The sequence below is a fragment of the Oligoflexus tunisiensis genome (assembly GCF_001748245.1).
GTDB classification, from domain to species: Bacteria; Bdellovibrionota_B; Oligoflexia; order Oligoflexales; family Oligoflexaceae; genus Oligoflexus; species Oligoflexus tunisiensis.
The window spans coordinates 1236086-1254364 of the sequence record NZ_BDFO01000001.1; the positions used below are offsets into that span (position 1 = coordinate 1236086).

General features: G+C 56.0%; 12 protein-coding genes. 7 read left to right on the forward strand and 5 right to left on the reverse strand.

What is annotated here, in order from left to right:
- Window positions 1-77: 77 nt before the first annotated feature.
- A complete protein-coding gene (locus OLTU_RS05425) occupies window positions 78-944 on the forward strand; it encodes a DUF1206 domain-containing protein (RefSeq protein ID WP_141731740.1) in 867 nt (288 codons plus the stop codon).
- A 28-nt stretch (window positions 945-972) separates the two neighbouring features.
- On the opposite strand, the gene OLTU_RS05430 is transcribed toward OLTU_RS05425, so the two are convergent.
- Both OLTU_RS05430 and OLTU_RS05435 read right to left on the reverse strand, forming a co-directional pair.
- Window positions 973-1755 carry a redoxin domain-containing protein gene (locus OLTU_RS05430; RefSeq protein WP_141731741.1) on the reverse strand — a complete coding sequence of 261 codons (783 nt, stop codon included), beginning with the start codon at window positions 1753-1755 and terminating at the stop codon, window positions 973-975.
- Complete coding sequence (locus tag OLTU_RS05435) at window positions 1752-2747, reverse strand: alpha/beta hydrolase (RefSeq protein ID WP_141731742.1); 996 nt, start codon at window positions 2745-2747, stop codon at window positions 1752-1754. The genes OLTU_RS05430 and OLTU_RS05435 overlap by 4 nt, the downstream gene beginning before the upstream one ends.
- Window positions 2748-3011: 264 nt before the next feature.
- Here OLTU_RS05435 and OLTU_RS05440 point away from each other — a divergent pair, with 264 nt between their 5' ends.
- From OLTU_RS05440 to OLTU_RS05450, 3 genes are all read left to right on the forward strand, one after another.
- Entirely contained in the window at window positions 3012-4199 is a 1188-nt protein-coding gene (locus OLTU_RS05440) for a saccharopine dehydrogenase family protein (RefSeq protein ID WP_141731743.1), read from the forward strand.
- On the forward strand, window positions 4199-5371 hold the full coding sequence (nspC, locus tag OLTU_RS05445) for a carboxynorspermidine decarboxylase (RefSeq protein ID WP_218109854.1): 1173 nt from the start codon (window positions 4199-4201) through the stop codon (window positions 5369-5371). The genes OLTU_RS05440 and nspC overlap by 1 nt, the downstream gene beginning before the upstream one ends.
- Before the next feature lie 67 nt (window positions 5372-5438).
- Complete coding sequence (locus tag OLTU_RS05450; RefSeq protein WP_141731744.1) at window positions 5439-6209, forward strand: methyltransferase domain-containing protein; 771 nt, start codon at window positions 5439-5441, stop codon at window positions 6207-6209.
- Between the two features lies 1 nt (window position 6210).
- Here OLTU_RS05450 and OLTU_RS05455 read toward each other — a convergent pair whose 3' ends face one another.
- The 3 genes from OLTU_RS05455 to OLTU_RS05465 all read right to left on the reverse strand — a co-directional run bounded on the left by OLTU_RS05455 (window position 6211) and on the right by OLTU_RS05465 (window position 11456).
- Window positions 6211-6627, reverse strand: coding sequence for a hypothetical protein (locus OLTU_RS05455; protein WP_141731745.1), 417 nt, complete (start codon window positions 6625-6627; stop codon window positions 6211-6213).
- Between the two features lie 75 nt (window positions 6628-6702).
- Complete coding sequence (locus OLTU_RS05460; protein ID WP_176736352.1) at window positions 6703-10719, reverse strand: DNA topoisomerase 3; 4017 nt, start codon at window positions 10717-10719, stop codon at window positions 6703-6705.
- A 140-nt stretch (window positions 10720-10859) separates the two neighbouring features.
- The gene (locus OLTU_RS05465) at window positions 10860-11456 is read right to left on the reverse strand and encodes a bifunctional adenosylcobinamide kinase/adenosylcobinamide-phosphate guanylyltransferase (protein WP_176736353.1); all 597 of its coding nucleotides are present in this window, start codon (window positions 11454-11456) and stop codon (window positions 10860-10862) included.
- A gap of 135 nt (window positions 11457-11591) precedes the next feature.
- Between OLTU_RS05465 and tyrS the strand changes: the two genes are divergently transcribed.
- The 3 genes from tyrS to OLTU_RS05480 all read left to right on the forward strand — a co-directional run bounded on the left by tyrS (window position 11592) and on the right by OLTU_RS05480 (window position 18170).
- Window positions 11592-12833: a tyrosine--tRNA ligase gene (gene tyrS, locus OLTU_RS05470; RefSeq protein ID WP_141731748.1), complete on the forward strand. Its 1242-nt coding sequence runs from the start codon at window positions 11592-11594 to the stop codon at window positions 12831-12833.
- Between the two features lie 151 nt (window positions 12834-12984).
- A complete protein-coding gene (locus OLTU_RS05475) occupies window positions 12985-13506 on the forward strand; it encodes an SH3 domain-containing protein (RefSeq protein WP_218109855.1) in 522 nt (173 codons plus the stop codon).
- Window positions 13507-13628: 122 nt separating this feature from the next.
- Window positions 13629-18170 (forward strand): Kelch repeat-containing protein, encoded by a 4542-nt coding sequence (locus OLTU_RS05480; RefSeq protein WP_141731750.1) that lies wholly within the window; start codon window positions 13629-13631, stop codon window positions 18168-18170.
- Window positions 18171-18279: the final 109 nt, after the last annotated feature.

Below are 18279 nucleotides of genomic sequence, written 5' to 3' on the forward strand. Positions count from 1 at the left end.
AATTTGCATTTGTCATCCTGGATCCGGATGACGGATTGCTGTGAAATTTAACTCAAGATGGCCAGGAAAGGGACGTTATGGCAATGCAACATTCACACGGCTTTCGGGTGCCTGTCGGTGGTTTGCGTCAGAGTCTGAACAATATCCCAGGCAGTACCGAAGTGAGCCGAACCGTTCGCATCATGTATCGGCTGGGTTACGCCGCCAAGGGTCTGGTTTTTCTGATTATCGGTGTCATGGCTCTCATGCTGACGCTCGGCATGGGCGGTCAGCTTTCTGATCCGACCGACGCGCTGCGCGTGATCAATCGCCAGCCCTTCGGACAATTTCTGCTGCTGGCGATGGGCGTTTCGCTCCTGGGCTATGTGCTCTGGCGTTTCGCTCAGGCTGTTTTCAATGTGGAGCACAAACCTCATACGGCGATGAACACCGCCAAGCGAGTGGGTTATGCCATCAGTGGTCTTCTCTATCTTTCGCTATCCGTACTGGCCTTTCGCGGTTTTGCGGAGGGTCGCGTGCAGGATGGTTCCGGCAGCATGGCCCTGACGGCCAAGGCTCTCGAAATGCCGGCCGGTCCCGCCCTTGTGATGCTGGCTGGTGCCATCATCATCGGTGTGGGTATTGCCCAGGCCATCGAAGGTTTCAGCAAACGCTTTATGAAATACTACGAGACAGGGCGCATGACGGAGAAGGAGCGGGATATTATCGAAAAATCAGGCATGATTGGATTGCCAGCGCGTGGTTTCACGTTTGGCATCATCGGTTACTTTTTTATCCGCGCCGGCATGCAGGCGAATGCGTCAGCAACGAAGGATACCAAAGGGGTGATGGAACATATTCTGGGTTTGCCGATGGGGGAAGCGATCCTGTTGATCATCGCAGCGGGCTTTATTTGCTATGCGGTTTATTGCTTCGCCGCCGCCCGTTTCCGTCGCTTCGCCTAAGGCAGGAGCCGCAGCCCCTGCCACAGGATCAGGGGCTTGCGTGAAGACGTTCAGCTTTTTTGATCAGGGCCTCAAGATAGTCACCGGCGCCCAGCGCGATATCACGGACCACACCCTGGCTATCGACCAGAAGGAAGGTGGGGATCGATCCGATTTGAAGGGCCGCCTGAAGCTGCTGTTCCGTGTCGACCGCCAGGGTGTAGGTGATGGTTTCCTTTTTCAAAAATTCCTTCACCACATTCTCCTTTTCATCGGTGATGCCGATAATCTGGATGTTTTTATGTGTCTTTGCCCATTGATTCAGGCGAGGAATCGCCGCGCGACAGGCCGGACACCAGGTGGCCCAGAATTCCAGAATCGTCACCTTGCCCTTCAGGTTCTCCTGGGTGATCGTCTTGCGATCGGCAAGATTCATGACCGAGAAGGCCGGCAGCGGTTTATCCATCACCTGCTTTCGCATGAGTTCAACCCGATCCGGCAGAGCTTCCAGCTTCAGGGTTTTCTTTTCCGCCTTGCCCTGCCGCGTGAAGTGAACGGTCACCTGGTTGCCCACGCCCTTGCTCCGGAGAACAGCCAGAAGTTCCTCTCGTTTTTTTACAGGGGTGGTGTCCACGGCCGTGATCAGATCGCCCGCCTGCAATCCGGCTTTCGCGGCGGGTGTCTCGCTGATCACCGTTTTAATCAGAATCCCGCCCTTGCTGTTTTCATCAATCGCCACACCAAGCCAGGGCTGCATTTGCTGCAAGGGGGCTGCATTCAGCAGCGATGAAACCAGACAGAACATCCATAGAAACTTCCAGCCTCTGATCATGTGTTCTCCATGCGTTGAAAAAATGCCAGGACATCATCCAAATAGGGATCGCGGATCGGGTCACGCTCATTCCATATCTCATGAAAGCTGTCGGGATAAACATGCTCCTCACAGTTCGGAGCCCGCGCGCAAAACTGTCGAATGGCCTTGGCACGCACCAGTCGATCGTATCCGGCGCTCGCCACGAACAGCGGCATGTGCAGGCGGGCCATGCGCTCCGGTGCCAGAAGTCCCGCTGCGGTTTCAAAGGCGGTGATCACCCAACGGTTGGTCGGACCGGCCAGGCGGAGATCGGCCTCCAGCGTATCCTTTTTGAAGAGATCAAAGCGGGCCCGGGAACGGGTGCCCGCCAGGCGGAAGGTCCAGAAATGATCGGCCGTCCCTTCACTGCGGACCGAACATTTATCCGGGGCATGAAGCCGGGCCAGGGATTTCGCCAGCCAGGTGACGAGGGGCACAGGCATGCCCTGCAGCCGCGGCGCGAGCATGGGTGAGGACAGCACAGCGGCCTGGATCTGGCTGGGATGCTTTTGCATGAAATCAATGGCGATCGCCCCGCCCATCGAGTGGCCAAAGATAAAGGTCGGGAGCGCGGGATTGCGAGGCAGGGTTTCCACAAGCTTCCGAAGGTCATCGCTGTAGTCCGTGAAACGGATCACATCCACATTATGTTTTTGCGGACCGACCCGATCCGACCAGCCATGCCCGCGATGATCCCACATGAAAACGGAATAACCCTGCTGATAAAAATCATAGGCCAGTTCCCGGTATTTCAGCGTACTCTCGGCATAACCATGGGAAATAAAAATCTGAGCCCGGGCCTCGGGGTGCAGACGATACCAGATATGGAGGCGCAGCCCATCATCGGCCTTGATAAATCCGCTGATGCCGCCTTTCCAAAACGGAATAATGAATTGCTGGAAAGCCGCGGCATAGTCGCTCTCGCGGAGGCGGCCCTGGCCCGTGGCGACTGCTTTTTCTGTTTCAGACATGCTGGCCCATCCTGTGTGGAGTCGAACCTTGATTGTAACAGAAATTAACCAGCTTCATGAAAAATGGCCAATTATGCGTGGCTCGACGCTTCCACGGTCGCGTATGCGCTGGCCCTTTTCTTTTAGGCATTTTGACGTCCTTTCCGGGGCAGCCTTCCTCCCGGTCTTCGGTCAGGACTGGCCTATTTGCTTGCAATTCCAGGACACAAAAGCTACAGAGACCCCTTGTCGAAATTGAGACAATTTGGACGAAAGGATGAAAAAATGAGTCGGGTTCTCATCATTGGTGCAGGTGGAGTTGGTGGCGTCGTGGCGCATAAATGTGCCCAGGCTGCTAATGTGTTTGATCATATTACCCTGGCCAGCAGGACACTGGCTCGCTGCGAGAAAATTCGTCAGCAGGTCAAGGAACTGCAAGGCCGCGATATCGATATCGCCCAGGTTGATGCGGATAACGTGCCTGAAACGGTGGCTTTGATTCGCAAAGTGAAACCCGATGTGGTCATCAACGTGGCCCTTCCTTATCAGGATTTGCCCATCATGGATGCGTGTCTGGAAGCGGGCGTGCCCTATCTGGATACGGCCAACTACGAGCCGCGTGATGTCGCCAAATTCGAATACAAATGGCAATGGGCTTATCGCGAAAAATATGAAAAAGCAGGCCTCATGGCTCTGCTCGGTTCCGGTTTTGATCCGGGTGTGACCAACGTGTTCTGTGCTTATGCGCAGAAGCATCTCTTCGATGAAATCCACACGGTGGACATCGTGGACTGCAACGCCGGCAGTCACGGCAAAGCGTTTGCGACCAACTTCAATCCCGAAATCAACCTGCGGGAAGTGACGGCCAATGGCCGCTACTGGGAGAACGGCAAATGGGTGGAAACCAAGCCGATGGAAATTTCCGAAGTCTTCGATTTCCCCGGCGTGGGCGATCGCAAGGCTTATCTGATTTATCATGAAGAGCTGGAATCCCTTGTGATGCACCTCAAAGGTCTGAAGCGTATCCGCTTCTGGATGACTTTCGGTGACGAGTATCTCACGCATTTGCGCGTGCTTGGAAACGTCGGCATGCTGCGCATCGATCCCGTGGATTACAAGGGAACCCCTGTGATTCCCATGGAATTCCTGAAAGCACTGCTGCCGGATCCTTCGAGCCTCGCGGAAAATTACACCGGCAAGACTTCGATCGGCTGCATCATCGAAGGCGTGAAAGACGGCAAACCCAAAAAAGTGTTTATCTATAACATCTGCGACCACGCGGAATGTTACAAGGAAGTGCGCGCCCAGGCGGTGTCGTACACCACCGCGGTACCGGCGATGGTCGGGGCCATGATGATGGTGACCGGCAAGTGGAAGAAACCCGGCGTGCAGCATATGGAGCAAATGGATCCCGATCCATTCCTCGAGCAACTGGCCAAATACGGCCTGCCATGGCATGTGAAGGAACTGTAATGACAACAGCTCGGCCTCAAAAGGGCATGCTGGCGATTGATCCCAATAAGGTGCCCGAGTCACCGAGCTGGGTCATCGACCTCGCCGCTCTCGAAGACAATTTGAAAATCCTGGCGGACGTGCAGGCGGCCGCTGGTTGCAAGATTTTATTGGCTTTGAAAGGCTTCGCGACCTGGAGCACGTTTCCTTTGATCGGACAGTACCTCATGGGCTGCACTTCGAGTTCGCCCCATGAAGCCCGTCTCGCTCGGGAAAAAATGAACAAGGAAGTGCATGCCTACGCCCCGGCTTATAGCGATGCGGACATGGACGAGATCGTGGAACTTTGCGATCACGTGGTGTTTAACTCCTTTAACCAGTGGCGGCAGCACAAGGCCAAGGTGCTGGGCAGCGGTCGCAGGATTTCCTGCGGCATTCGAGTGAATCCCGAGCACCGTGAAGCGGAAGTTGAGCTTTATGACCCCTGCGCGCGCTTTTCGCGTTTGGGAACGATCCGGGCCCAATTCCATCCGGAAGAACTGGACGGTATCGAGGGTTTGCATTTCCACAATCTTTGCCAGCTGAACTCCGATGCTCTCGAGCGGACGCTCGCGGCGGTCGAGGAGAAGTTTGGTGAATTCATCCCGCGTATGAAGTGGGTGAACTTCGGCGGCGGCCACCATATCACGCGTCCTGATTACGATCGCGCACGCCTCGTGCGGGTGATCCAAGGGTTCAAGGCGCGTTATCCCGGAGTGGAAGTTTACCTGGAACCGGGTGAAGCGATTGCGATTCGCACCGGCGTCCTGGTGACGACGGTGATGGACATCGTTGAGAACGGGATGCCGTTGGTGATTCTGGATACCAGTGCCACCGCGCATATGCCCGATGTTCTGGAAATGCCTTATCGTCCTGATATCGTGGATGGAGGGATGCCCCAGGAAAAACCCTATACCTATCGCCTCGGCGGCCTCACCTGCCTGGCCGGTGATGTGATCGGGGACTATTCCTTTGATCAGCCTCTCCAGATCGGTCAGCGCATTGTGCTGCTCGATATGTCGCATTACACGATGGTGAAGACGAGCAACTTCAATGGTGTGCGTCTGCCGTCCATTGTCCTGCGTTATCCGGATGATCGCTACGAACTCATTAAATCCTTTGGTTATGAATACTATCGGGATCGGCTGAGCTGATTCCGCAGTGTCCGGGGGAAGGTCTTTCCCCGGATTTTTTTTTCTGCCTGCCGAAAGTGAAGCGGACATGGGTCACGACCGTAACTTCGATGAAATCTTCGACCGTTTTCAATCCCGTATTAAAACCAATAAAAAGGGTTTGCTGCGCGAAGCCTTGATTCGCGAGGATCTTTTGGAAGTGGTTCTTGCTGATGAGGGCCGCAAACTCAAGGTGCTCGACAGCGGCTGCGGTCTGGGCGACATGGGCTTATGGCTCGCGACGAAGGGGCATCAGGTGCTGGCCACCGACATCTCCGCACGCATGGTGGAGCATACCCGTGCGCAGGCCGAGGCGCTTGGTCTTGCGGATCGTATGACCGCGCAGCAGCTGCCGGCGCAGGAGGCTTTGCAATCCGGGCAGACCTTTGATTTGATCTGCATTCATGCGGTCATGGAATGGCTCCATGATCCCTATGCGCTGCTGCCTTTGATTCCGGCGAGTCTGAATCCGGGGGGCTATCTATCCCTGACCATTTACAATCGTCATCGCTCCGTCTTCAACAGCCTGATCAAGGGCGATTTCAAACGCATCCTGAACGGCGAGGATTACGCCGGCAGCAGCAATACCATGACGCCTCCCAATCCCATTGAACCCGAGCGTGTGCGGGATGCCTTGGAATCACTGCACATGAAGATCGAACTTCATGCAGGACTGCGCTGTTTCTATGACTACTTCCCGCACAAGGGCAAGGATGTTCATGAACTTGAAGATCTTCTGACCCTGGAACGCCGCTACCGTAAACTCAGCCCCTATCGGGATTTTGCCCGTTATGTGCATTTTATTGCGCGCAAGGACTGATTTACCATTTCAGCAGGGCGTAACAACCGTTGGCATCGCAATAAACGTAAGGTTGATGCCCACCCCAGCTTTCCGGAATATGAATGTTGCGTCCCAGTCCGGGCGGGGAGATACGCAGGAAACGGTTTATGGCGCAGGTACTGCCATCACACGCAATGCCGGTTGCATCCGCCAGAGTTGAAGTGAAGTCACTCTTACTGACAAAAGTACTCTGCTGCTTTTCGGTGGTGGTATAGTCCTTGGCCAGTTTCGAGGACAAGGTGCTGAGCTGATTCTGCAGGTCGGCGACCTGTTTCTCAAGCATCTGAATCCGGGCCTGCTGGATGCTGGCTATTTTGGCGGCGTTTGTGTCATCAGAATGGGCGGCAACGGGAGTCAACAGCAGGCAAAAGATTACGAAAAAAAGAGAGTGTTTCATGGTTGGGTTCCTATCCAAGACGTGTCGACGTCCAGAACCCCAACAGGGCGATATATTGCACACAAACCCGGGCCATTAGACCCGGCTGATCAAAGCCAGAAGCGAATCAGCGTATAACTCCAGCTTGGCCTCCCCGATCCCATGAACCTCCAAAAGGCGCGAGCGGTCGCGTGGTTTTTGCGAGGCCAGGGCCTCGAGACTGCGATCGCTGAGGACCCGGTAGGCCGGCACTTTGCGTTTCTTGGATTCCGATTTGCGCCAGACTTTCAGTTCTTCAAGCAGAGCATGATCGATGTTGTCCAGTCTCTCCTCGCGTGAGGATCGGGCGCTGGCACCCTGGCGTTTTCTGGACGAGGTGGAGGGCGCCTTGCTGCCTGCGGAGCGATCGAGACGCACAGTGGTACGTTTCAGTTCATCCCAGATGATGCGATCGGCCGGCTGGCTTAAGGCGACTGTTTTATAGTCGATGGTTTCGCCATCCTTGACGAAGCTGGCGGATTCCATGGTCAGAAAACCGGCTTCGGTGAGGACCTGTAGCAAATCCTCGTAATCGCGGCGGTGCAGGTCCAGGGACTGCGCGTAGTCGCGATAGAGTTTTCCCGTGGAAACCGGCCGCGCCTCACGCGCCAGCTGCAGCACGATTTTTTTCATGATGCCGATTTCCTGAGGCGTCCAGTTGCGAACGGCTTTCGAACGGCTGCTTTCGGGCGAACAGATGTCGCAGATGCCACAGGCGGCGCCGCGGGCATCCGGGTCACCAAAGTGAGCGAGCAGGCCGAGCATGCGGCAGTGCTGAATTTCATTCACATAGCGGATGGTTTCCATCAGCTGTTTATGCCGATGGGCCTTCTGCTCTTCATAGGCCTTTTCCCAGCCGACTTTTCCGGTGGTCGTGATCAGACCGGAGCTATCCTCGTCGAGGGCCTCGACCATGACAAGACGTTCGAGACGCTGCTCCAAATCATCATCCCGCACCTGGGAAGCCAGGTCCGTACGCAGGATGCCCAGGCGGGGAATCATGGCCTGAATGGTTTGGAGATCCTTCAGTTCGGGGTAATTGAGTTTGTGGAAATATTCGTGCGTCTTCAGATCCGCATAGGAAAAGAAGAGAACCGCCCGCGAGGGCAGTCCGTCCCGTCCGGCCCGACCAATTTCCTGGTAGTAGCCCTCAATGGAACTCGGCACGGCCATGTGCACAACCGTGCGGACATTGGATTTATCGATCCCCATTCCAAAGGCGATGGTGGCTACGATGACTTCAAGCCGGCCTTCCAGAAAATCCGTCTGCACCTTCTGCCGGCTTTTCGGATCCATACCCGCATGATAGGCAGCCGCCCGGAATTTTCGACCCATCAGGAGTGCGAGGCTTTCGGCATCCTTGCGCGTGGGCGTGTAAACGATCGCCGGCATCGCCTCGGGTGATTTCAAGAGACCCATGGCCGCCATCGGTCGATCCTTGCGGCTGAGTTCGATATGTTCAATCGCAATATTGGTTCGACGGAATCCATGTACGTGCAGAGCGGGCTGTTTCAAGGACAGATTATCGATAATATCCTTCTGCACGCGGCTGGTGGCCGTGGCGGTCATCGCCACCGTCACGGCGGGCTGCAGAGGCGCCAGGCGTTCCGCGAGACGTCGATAGTCATAGCGGAAGTCATGTCCCCACTGCGAGATACAGTGGGCTTCATCGATTGCAATCAAAGCCGGCCTGTGTTTCGCGAGGAAGGGCACGAAGCCGGGAACACCGAGACGCTCGGGAGCGATAAAGAGGAATTCGAGTTCCGAGGCGGCATACTGCTGACAGATCTTCTGCGACTGCGGCCGGGTTTTTCCGGAATGAATCGCATCCGCGCGCAGACCCATGCTTTGCAGGCGCTGCACCTGATCGTCCATCAGAGCAATCAGGGGACTGATCACCAAAGTAGGGCCACCCAAAGCCAGACCGGGGAGCTGATAGCAGAGGGATTTTCCAGCTCCCGTGGGCATCACAAGGAGGACATCCCGTCCGGCCACGAGGTCAAGGCAGGTGGCCTCCTGATGATTGCGAAATTCGGGGAATCCAAAACGATGCTGCAAAATGCGTCGCAGGTTTTCCCGCGTGGGGGCGACCGGCTGCCGTGTGATGCTGACCCCTGGATGGTTCAGGATAGCAACGGGAGCATCCTCCCTATCCACGGTTGCTCCAGCCCGAGCGGCGACACGTGAGGCAGCCTTCGATGGTCGCGCAGCTGACACTCGTGGAGTTGATATTGTCTCTTCTGGTTGTGCCATGTGTGCGGTCGCTCCGGTATCACGCTTCGCCGCCCTATCACCCGTCGGTCTTTTCTCAAGACAATCCCGCGTCATCTCCCGCACGAAATCCATAATCTCCTGCGTAAACTCCTCAAGACTTCCCTGACCCCGACGCATCTGACTTAACTTTAATTCCCATTGTCCCGTCAGCTCCGGACTCTTGATTTCATCGCTGACGAGCGCAATCAGATTGAGACCCTTTTCTGTCACCCGAAAGGTTTTCTTATCCCGCTCGATATACTGCCGCTTGATCAAGGTCTCAATCATGCCCGAGCGCGTGGCCGGTGTTCCGAGCCCATGCTCCCGCATCACCGCCGACATCTCCTTGTCATCCAGATTCGCCCCGGCCGTTTCCATCGCGGTCAGCAGGGAGGCATCGGTATGCCGTGGCGGAGGCACGGTCTTGCGCAGATCCTGATCCAGTTTTTCCAGGGTTTGCACCCGATCCACGGCAAGTTCAGGCGGCAGCTCTTTTTCCCCGCTATGCGTCCGCCCGAAGTCCAAAACCTTCCAGCCCGCATCCACGACCTTGCGTCCGCGCGTGAAAAATCCCTCGTCAGCCGGACCATTCTCTGCGGCGACCACCACATCCGTTTGTTTGGTGACAAAGTCATCAAGATAAGCGGTCAAAAGCCGCCGACAGATCATATCGAATAATTTTTCATGATCCGGCCCCAGCCGGCTCGAACGCTGACCCGTCGGCAGAATCGCATGGTGATCGCTGACCTGTGCGGCATCGACAAATCGCTTGCCGAGCGGCCGCCAGACAAAGGAGTCCGGCAGCTGACTGCGATACGAATCCCGTAAATTCCCGACGATGTCCGGCAGTTTATTCTGCAGATCCTCAGTTATAAAACGGCTGTCCGTTCGCGGATAGGTGATGAGCTTATACTTCTCATAAAGATCCTGGGCCAGATCCAGGGTCCGCTGCGCACTGAAGCCAAAGATACGGTTGGCATGCCGCTGCAATTCCGTCAGGTCATAGAACTGTGGTGGCGGCAGGCGATTGGCCTTTTCCTTGAGACTGGCCACCCGATAGGACTGCGCCTGCAGACGGGCCTGCAGAGCGGGAAGCTCGGGATCATCCAGCCGAAAGCGCTTGGCAACCGGCGCCGTCTTGCGATCATTCTGCACAAAAAATTCTGCGGAATAGGCAAAGGAACCCTCCTGAGAAAATTCCGCCTGCAGGACCGCATAATCCTCCACGACGAAATTCTGAATCGCCTTCTCGCGCTCGACCAGCATGGCCAATGTCGGGGTCTGCACGCGACCGATGGAGTAATGTTCCCCACTCACAAGCGACCAGGCGCGTGAAAGATTCATTCCCACCAGCCAGTCCGCACGACTGCGCGCACGTGCGGAATCCGCCAGGCCATCGAATTCCCGTGCCGGCCGCAACCGGGCCAGTCCCTGGCGGATGGCTTCCGGCGTCAGTGACGAAATCCACAGCCGTTCCACAGGCTTACGGCATTCCGCCTTGTCATAGATGTAACGGAAAATCAGTTCACCCTCGCGCCCCGCATCGGTCGCGCAGATGACTTTCTGTGTGCGCGCGTCATTCATGAGAGCCTGCACGACAGCAAACTGGTCCGCGGTATTCGGCATGATTTCCAGCGGCCAGTTTTCCGGCAGCATCGGCAGATCCGCCAGACGCCAGGATTTCCAGGCAGGATTCATCTGATGCGGTTCGGCAAGCCCGACGAGATGCCCGAAGGCCCACGCGACTTTATAATCAGGGCCCTCAATATAGCCCTTGCCCTGGCGTGTCAGCCCCAGGACCTGCGCAATATCACGAGCCACAGAAGGTTTTTCAGTTATTATGACAGTGGTCAATCCATTCACCGTAAAAAAAAATGCCTGCCCCTTCTTGTTAACAGGCTCGTCCGGTCATCGTCTAATGACATTTACCGGGACAAGGACATTTTCTTTTTTGGTGCGCCTCATTGAGGGAGGGTTGGCCATTCCCCTTTGATCAGCATGGGAATGCCGGCGCTGACCAGCAGAACGGCTTCAGCGTGCTCGGCAAGGCGGCAGTTGATGCGGCTCACGAGCTGACGGAAGAGCCGGGCCACGGGCTTGGGTGGACTGATGCCGGCGCCGACTTCACTCGACACCAGAACGATGCGGGTCTTCTGTTTGGTCTCTTCCACCGCCGCGCATAAATCGAAGGCTTCGCGTTCACACAGCGGCAGAAGCTGGTCCAGGGAATATTTTTGCGCGTGGGTCAGCACAAGGTTCGCCACCCATTGATTGATCGAATCGATAAGGACCTGCTCGTAGTCCTGCGCATGCGCACGCAGATAGGCCGCGAGATCCAGCTGCCCATCATGATGCACCCAATGCGCCGGCCGCTTGCGGCGCAGCTCCTCGACCCTCAGGGCGATCAGACCCTCGGACATGTCCGCGGTTCCAATCACCAGGGTCCTGCGCTTGGGATCCAGAGCCTTCTGGGCCAGCTCGGATTTTCCCGTATAGGCAGCGCCCAGGACCAGAACCGGTGTGGCCAGAGCAGGATACTGTGCGGGTTGCGGTACCATAAGGAGCCTCCATGTCTGAATAAGTAATTTTAACATAGAAAACGCACCGCTTCGTCCTCCAGGCGCAGGTCGGCCTTGTCTGTTCAGCCTCCGATTGATAAATGTAGGGGCTCATCCAGAGAGGGAGACGCGGACATGGGCTTTTTGGAAACAATGCAGGAACGGGGAATGCTGGCGCAGGTAACCCACGAAGACGAGCTGCGGGCTCATCTGGCCAGTGGTGTGCGTACAGCTTATGCCGGCTTTGATCCAACCGCCGACAGTCTGCACGTGGGACATCTTCTGCCGGTTCTGGGGCTGCGGCGCTGGCAGCAGGCGGGTCATCGGGTCATTGTTCTGCTCGGTGGCGGCACCGCCCTGGTGGGGGATCCCACCGGCAAAACCGATATGCGGCAGATGGCCGATGCGGAAACCATCAGCGCCCGCGCGGAGCATTTCAAAAAACAGCTCGCGCCCTTTATTGATTTCAAGGATCCCAAAAAAGGCATCGTGCTGAATAATGCGGATTGGCTTTTGCAGCTCCAGTATCTGCCGTTTTTGCGGGAATTCGGCGTTCACTTTTCCGTCAACCGGATGCTGACCGCGGAATCGGTGCGTTTGCGCCTGGAAAAGGGTCTGTCCTTCCTGGAATTCAATTACATGATACTCCAGAGCTACGATTTCTATCATCTGAACAAGCAGGAAGACTGCTCGGTCCAGCTCGGTGGCGATGACCAATGGAGCAACATGCTCGGTGGCATGGAACTCGTCAGGCGCAAGGAACAAAAGCAGGCCTTCTGTGTAACTCTGCCTTTGCTGGTCACCTCCGAAGGCAAAAAGATGGGAAAAACGGAGAAGGGTGCGGTCTGGATTGATCCCAACCTCACACCGCCCTTTGATTTCTTCCAATACTTCCGCAATATCGATGACAATATGGTCGAGCAATGCCTCTTCTATTTCAGCGATCTGCCGGTGGCGGAAGTGAAACGTCTCGGGGCCCTGCGTGACCGCGAGATCAATGATGCCAAGATCGTGCTCGCCTATGAAGCGACCAAACTTGTGCATGGTGAGGAGGAGGCTAGCAAAGCCCGAACCATGGCCGCCGGGCTTTTTGCTGGCGGCGCTGGTGGCAAACCGGAGGCACCGGAAGCGCTGGTGGTGGCCAAGGATTTGCCCCCCGGAGATGAAGTCAGTGTGGTCGATGTCCTGGTGCTCGCCGGTATTTTTGCCAGCAAGAGCGAGGCCCGCCGCCTGATCGAAGGCGGTGGCCTGAGCCTGGACAATGACAAGGTCACCAGCACGACCGCGACCCTGGCCGTGGCCCGCCTCAAAACCGAGGAAGGCGTCCTGGTTCGCAAAGGAAAAAAATCCTATCACACCTTAAAGCTCGCCAAATAGTTGAATAAGAGCATGGATTTTCGAGGAAAATCCATGCCTCATCCAAAGAGCTTAACTCCCTCCCTTTCGCGCCGAAGCTATATACTAGTGGAAAAGGTTTGCGGGAGGAGTTTTCATGAAATTATGCCCTCGAGTCACAATTACAAATGCAATGCTGACAGCCAGCCTGCTGGCGCTGAGTTCCAGCCTTTGGGCAGCTCCCGTTGCAGCAAAAAAGGATGGTGTTGAGGTCACTGCGGAACCGAAAAAGGGTGCCACCGTCCTCGTGGAGCTGAAGAAAGGTGAGGTCCTGGAAGCCGGTGATCGTGAAGGCATGTTCTGGAAAGTCAAAACCAAGGACGGCAAGTCCGGTTTTGTTTCCGTGATGCTGGTGCAAAGACAGGCGGGAGAGGATTCCGCTCTGGCCTCGGCTCTGCGTGATGAAGCGTTGAAGGCCAGACAGAATAATGATGGCAGCGATTCCACCCGCGCGCGATCCGCAGTCATGGGTGTGCGTGGTCTGGACGAGTCCAAGGACACTGCCATGGCGGGCAATATCCGTCCCGATTTGCGTGCGGTCTATCGGATGGAAGATCGGGTCGTGGCCGACAATCGGGTCAATCGCCTCGAATACCTCATTATGAAAGAGATTGAAAACACTCATAGTAAACATGCCGACGGCTCAGAGCCGTAAGATTTTGAACAGATTTGTAAGATTCCAGGAAGGCGCTGAAAAGCGCCTTTTCTTATCTTTTCAAGAAACCCTCCGATAGCCTAACTGTGTTACCTGTTCATGCATAGCGGAGGGTTTCGCCTATGCGAGTACTGACTGGAATCATACTGTTCAACCTGGGGCTCACCGGCTGCTTCTATATGCCGATCCAGTCCAAAGGTAAAGTTTCCACACTCGACGAGTCACCGCGCCTCGCGGCACCGGTGTCAGCGACCGAGAGCAAAGCGATATCCGCCTATGACCCGAACTCCAAGGTGGCAACGACCATCCCGGCTCCTTCCGGAGCTCTGGCTGGCTCGTCCGTGACTCTGCCCGCCGGTGCCTTGGCCATCGCCGCCGAGCTGGTGGTGGAGGAAGCGGTTCCTCTGTCGGAAACTTCCGTGGCCACCTCACTGTCGATCAATTCGGATATTGCGATTACACCCGTCGGTTCCGGTCTGATCATTCGTCCCACCGAGGATATGGACCTGACCCAGCCCTTGACGATTGCCATGCCGATCAACCCAACAGGCGGGCTGCGCAGCTGGCTCAGCCAGACCCTGTCCTTGAATAGCAAATACTATACAGTTTTCTATAAATACTTCGTGAACGGCGAATTGAAAGCCGGTGCGATTCCAACCAACGCACTCCAGATGTCGGACAGTGGATCCGTGCTGTTCCAAGGTTATTTCGGTGCCTATTGGCTGGCGGAAGTCAGCTCTCCGATCGAGGAAAAACTGGAAGTCACAACCGAAGAGCCTATCGTCAACAAGGAAAACGTCGCCGTCGTGACCAATACGGGTGTGGTGACCGAAACCGAAGTGGTGAAGAAAGCCGCGATTCCCCCTGTGCAATGGCTCAGTGTCAATCTCAGTCTCGATGCCAACACGCGATCGGTGAAAGCCACCGCCAGCATTGGAGCTGGTCGCACGCTGAGCGCCTGCAAGGTGGACCTCTTTGAAAAAACCGCGGCGACGTCCGGGATCAACCTGGAAGCGGACGCATCCCTGACCATCCGTTACACGATCGTGAAAAAGGAAGCTCATTCGCTGTACGCCCGCTTCCGCTGTCAGGATGATCAGGGCCGCCAGACGATGTCTCCCTGGAGTTCGGCCGTGGCGGTCTCAGGTGTGGTCGCCACACCAGTCGTGACACAGCCGACTCATGATTTTTGCAACAGTACGCCTCCGGAGCTGCGGGTGATCGTGGGATACAACGGGGCGACCATTCCGGTCACGACCCGAGCCATGACCGCTCTCGGTTCCTGTGTGTATACCGTGGATGTGGACTCGATCTGGGGTTCGAGTTTCGCCATCCAGACCGCCGACGGAAAAACGAGCTGCTATACGCAAAACCTGCAGATGGGCGAACAGGCAGCCAGCTGCGTGGCTTCCGGTGCAACCGCCCCGCAAATGCCCCTGGCGCCTGGGAACTACACCATCAAGCTCGATTTCAAATCGGGCGCCACGAGTCCCCGACTTTCCTTGAGCCTGCAAAGTTGTGAACTGGGTGACCTCTATCTGCTGACCACCAATGATTATTACAACTGGCCGGCACCCGTCGCGACCAATCGCATGACTCACATGGGGGGCTGTCAGTATACGGCGCAAGCCAATAAAATTAACGATTACTCCCTCTTTGTCCGTATCCAGAACCTGAACGGTTCCTACTCCTGTGGTGATGGTACCTCCTTAAATTCAAATACCCTCAAGACCATCAGCTGCGGGGCGACGCCCGGCTATTATATGCAGACGGCGTACGGACCTTATATCAAAGGCTATAACTATGTGCTGAATCTTGGCTCCAACATGGATGTCAATGGCAAGCCCACCACCACGCCCTATCTTTGGGCCTCGGAAATCGACCTGTGCATGGATAACCGCTATGTGCTGGGACCGACGTCAGCCGGCAATAACCGGCAGATGGGTGTGAATAGCTTCAGCAAGAGTTCGGCCTGTACTTTCAGTTATGTCTGGCTTCAGGGTCCAACCGCCTTCACCCCCTTCTTCATTGGCGTCGGCGAGGGCACGGAAAAATGTGGTGTAGCCCCGGCCACCACACCAAGTCAATACGTTACCCTCGACTGCAGTCCCAACGCGGTGGCCATCGATCTGCAATCGTTCGTGGCGCCCAACGGTGCCTGGCGTTTCGATTTGAGTACGGACTCCACGACCGGGAAACCGAGCTCTCTGAATCTCGCCTCCGTGACCACGATCTGTAGCGACGCATTCTATGCGGTCAAGAGTGGGACCGCAGGTTTCCGTCCGGATATCCAAAAGGCTTTGACCGAGGTGAGCGAGTGTATCTACCAGTACGACTGGACGCCCACTGCAGCCGATCGCAGTCTGGCGTTCATTCCAAGTCATAATCCTGCCACGCGCTGCGGCAGGTATCCGGGCTATAATAATCCGGCTGTCGGTGGCCCGGCCACGGACTTTTACTGCCATTCGAACTACATGTTGGATTCCGACATCGCCTTCACACCGACGGGTATTGTGGATGGCAAAACATACAAGGTGAACCTGGACTTCCGCCTGGGTTATGATCGAGCGAAAATCAGCATTGCCAATCACACCAGCACCAGCTGTCCCGACCTTTACGTGCCTGGCCTGAATGGACCCGCCTTCCCTGATCCTGCCAATCGCATGACCAGGATTGGCGACTGTAACTATGCTTATCAATTCAAGACACCGGAGACCGGCCTTAACCCTTATTTCCATATCGCCGAGCCCGGGAGCAGCATCCAGTGCGGACGTGACAGCAATTCCGGCTATGCCGATCCCACGGTATCGGGCCATTCCGTGTCCATGGAGTGTTCGGTGGGGGAACCAGGCGACTTCTTTGGGACCCTTTCATCGGATTCCTACTATCAGATTCTGGTTCACTATGATAGCCCAGGCAATTCCAAGGTTTCGCTTTATTCCATCTCAAATAATTGCTACACGACCAGCACACTGGATGGACCATCCGCAGTGGATCACAGCAGTTCGTTTACCAAAACGTTTAGCCAGGTTGATAACTGCGTGGAAGAATTGCTTTGGGTTCCCACCACCACCAGCAACGCCTTCCGCCTCCGCTCCGATTATTATGGTTATGCTTCCTATTGTGGTCTGGCCGGGGGTTCCCAGCCGAGTCTGAGTGGCAACCAGGCGGATGTTCTTTGCAATATGTTCAACGTCACGCATGTGGCGCCGTTCAGTGTCGCCGAAGGCATCAGCCCGGCTCAGAAATATCTGCTGCGTTTCGATCGCAGCGGTTCACCCTTTGATCCACCCAAGGTTTCCGTCAGCCCGGCCTATGACTTCTTTGGGATTACCCAGGGCACCTGGGTCTCCGGTTCGAGCGAACCCAACGCGGCCAATACCATGTCCCATCCCGGCGGCCGCACCAATGCAGGCGTCTGGTCACCTGCCGGTTCTCAGTATCGCTATATATTTGGTGGGTACGGGCGGGACGATGGGATTGGTACAACCTTTCTCGCCGACCTCTGGCGCTATGATATGGCGAACGATACTTGGACGCTTCTGCCTGACGGTACTTATGGAATGGCCAACGGCATGCTGGCTTCAGCGATGGGAGTCTTCCATCCGTCCAATCGTCCAAGTGCCCGTACCGATGCCATGACCGTTTTTGATCCGAGCGGCGCAGGCAAACTTTGGCTCTTCGGTGGTGAAGGGTTGAACTCCTCTGCGGCTGTCGGTCTTTTGAACGATCTTTGGGTCTATGATATCGGCCTGAATCAGTGGGCGATGATGAGCGGCAACCCAGCCGACATCAATGTCCAGGGTGTCATGGGCACCTCGGGAACGCCTGATCACACCAATTTTCCTGGAAGCCGCCGCGGTGCCATCGGCTGGATCGATGCCAGTGACAAACTCTATTTCTTTGGCGGTTTTGGTTACACGGACGGGTCGTCCGCTCACAATGGGATGCAGGGACAATTGAACGACCTTTGGGTCTTCGATCCTTCCACGGATTATGCCAGCAGCACCTGGACCTTCCTCAATGGGGATAACCTGGTCAACCAGCCCGGAGCCGTCGGTCAGCCTTCGGCTCGCGAGGGAGCGATGAGCTGGACCGATGCCGCGGGAGATTTCTGGATGTTCGGCGGCTACGGTCATGCCCTTGATCCTGTCAACGGCAATATGGGTCGTCTGAATGATTTGTGGTCCTATGATCCGAACAGCAATACCTGGGCCCGTCGCGGGGGTCCGAATTATATCGAAGGCTGGCTGGTCAATGGTTTACGGGGTGTGAGTTCATCTCATATCTGGCCGGGAGCACGGACTCAGGCCGCCGCCTGGCAAAGTCCGGATGGCAAATTCTGGATGTTCGGTGGCGATGGGCTCAGCTCCATGTACGCTGGCGGTGGTTCCATGAATGACCTATGGACCTTTGATCCTTCCACGCAGCAGTGGACCTGGGTCAGTGGTTCCACTCAGTACTGGGGAAGTGCGGAAGTTCCTGCCCCGAATCATTATGGTGAATTTGGACCTATGGATATGCCAGGAACCTTCAAACCCGGGTCACGCACGGGTGCCATGGCCTTTCCTGATGGCAATGGCAACGTCTGGATCTTCGGCGGCGTGGGCTATGGTCAGTTTACCAACGGCTATCTCAATGACCTTTGGTATCTTGGCTTCTAACCTTTAATTCCTCCAAGGGACCAGGAGCTTGGCTTCTGTTCCCTTCCCCCATCTGCCTTTCACGGCATCAGTCAGGTACAATATAGATTGAACAACCTTGCTTCCGTCA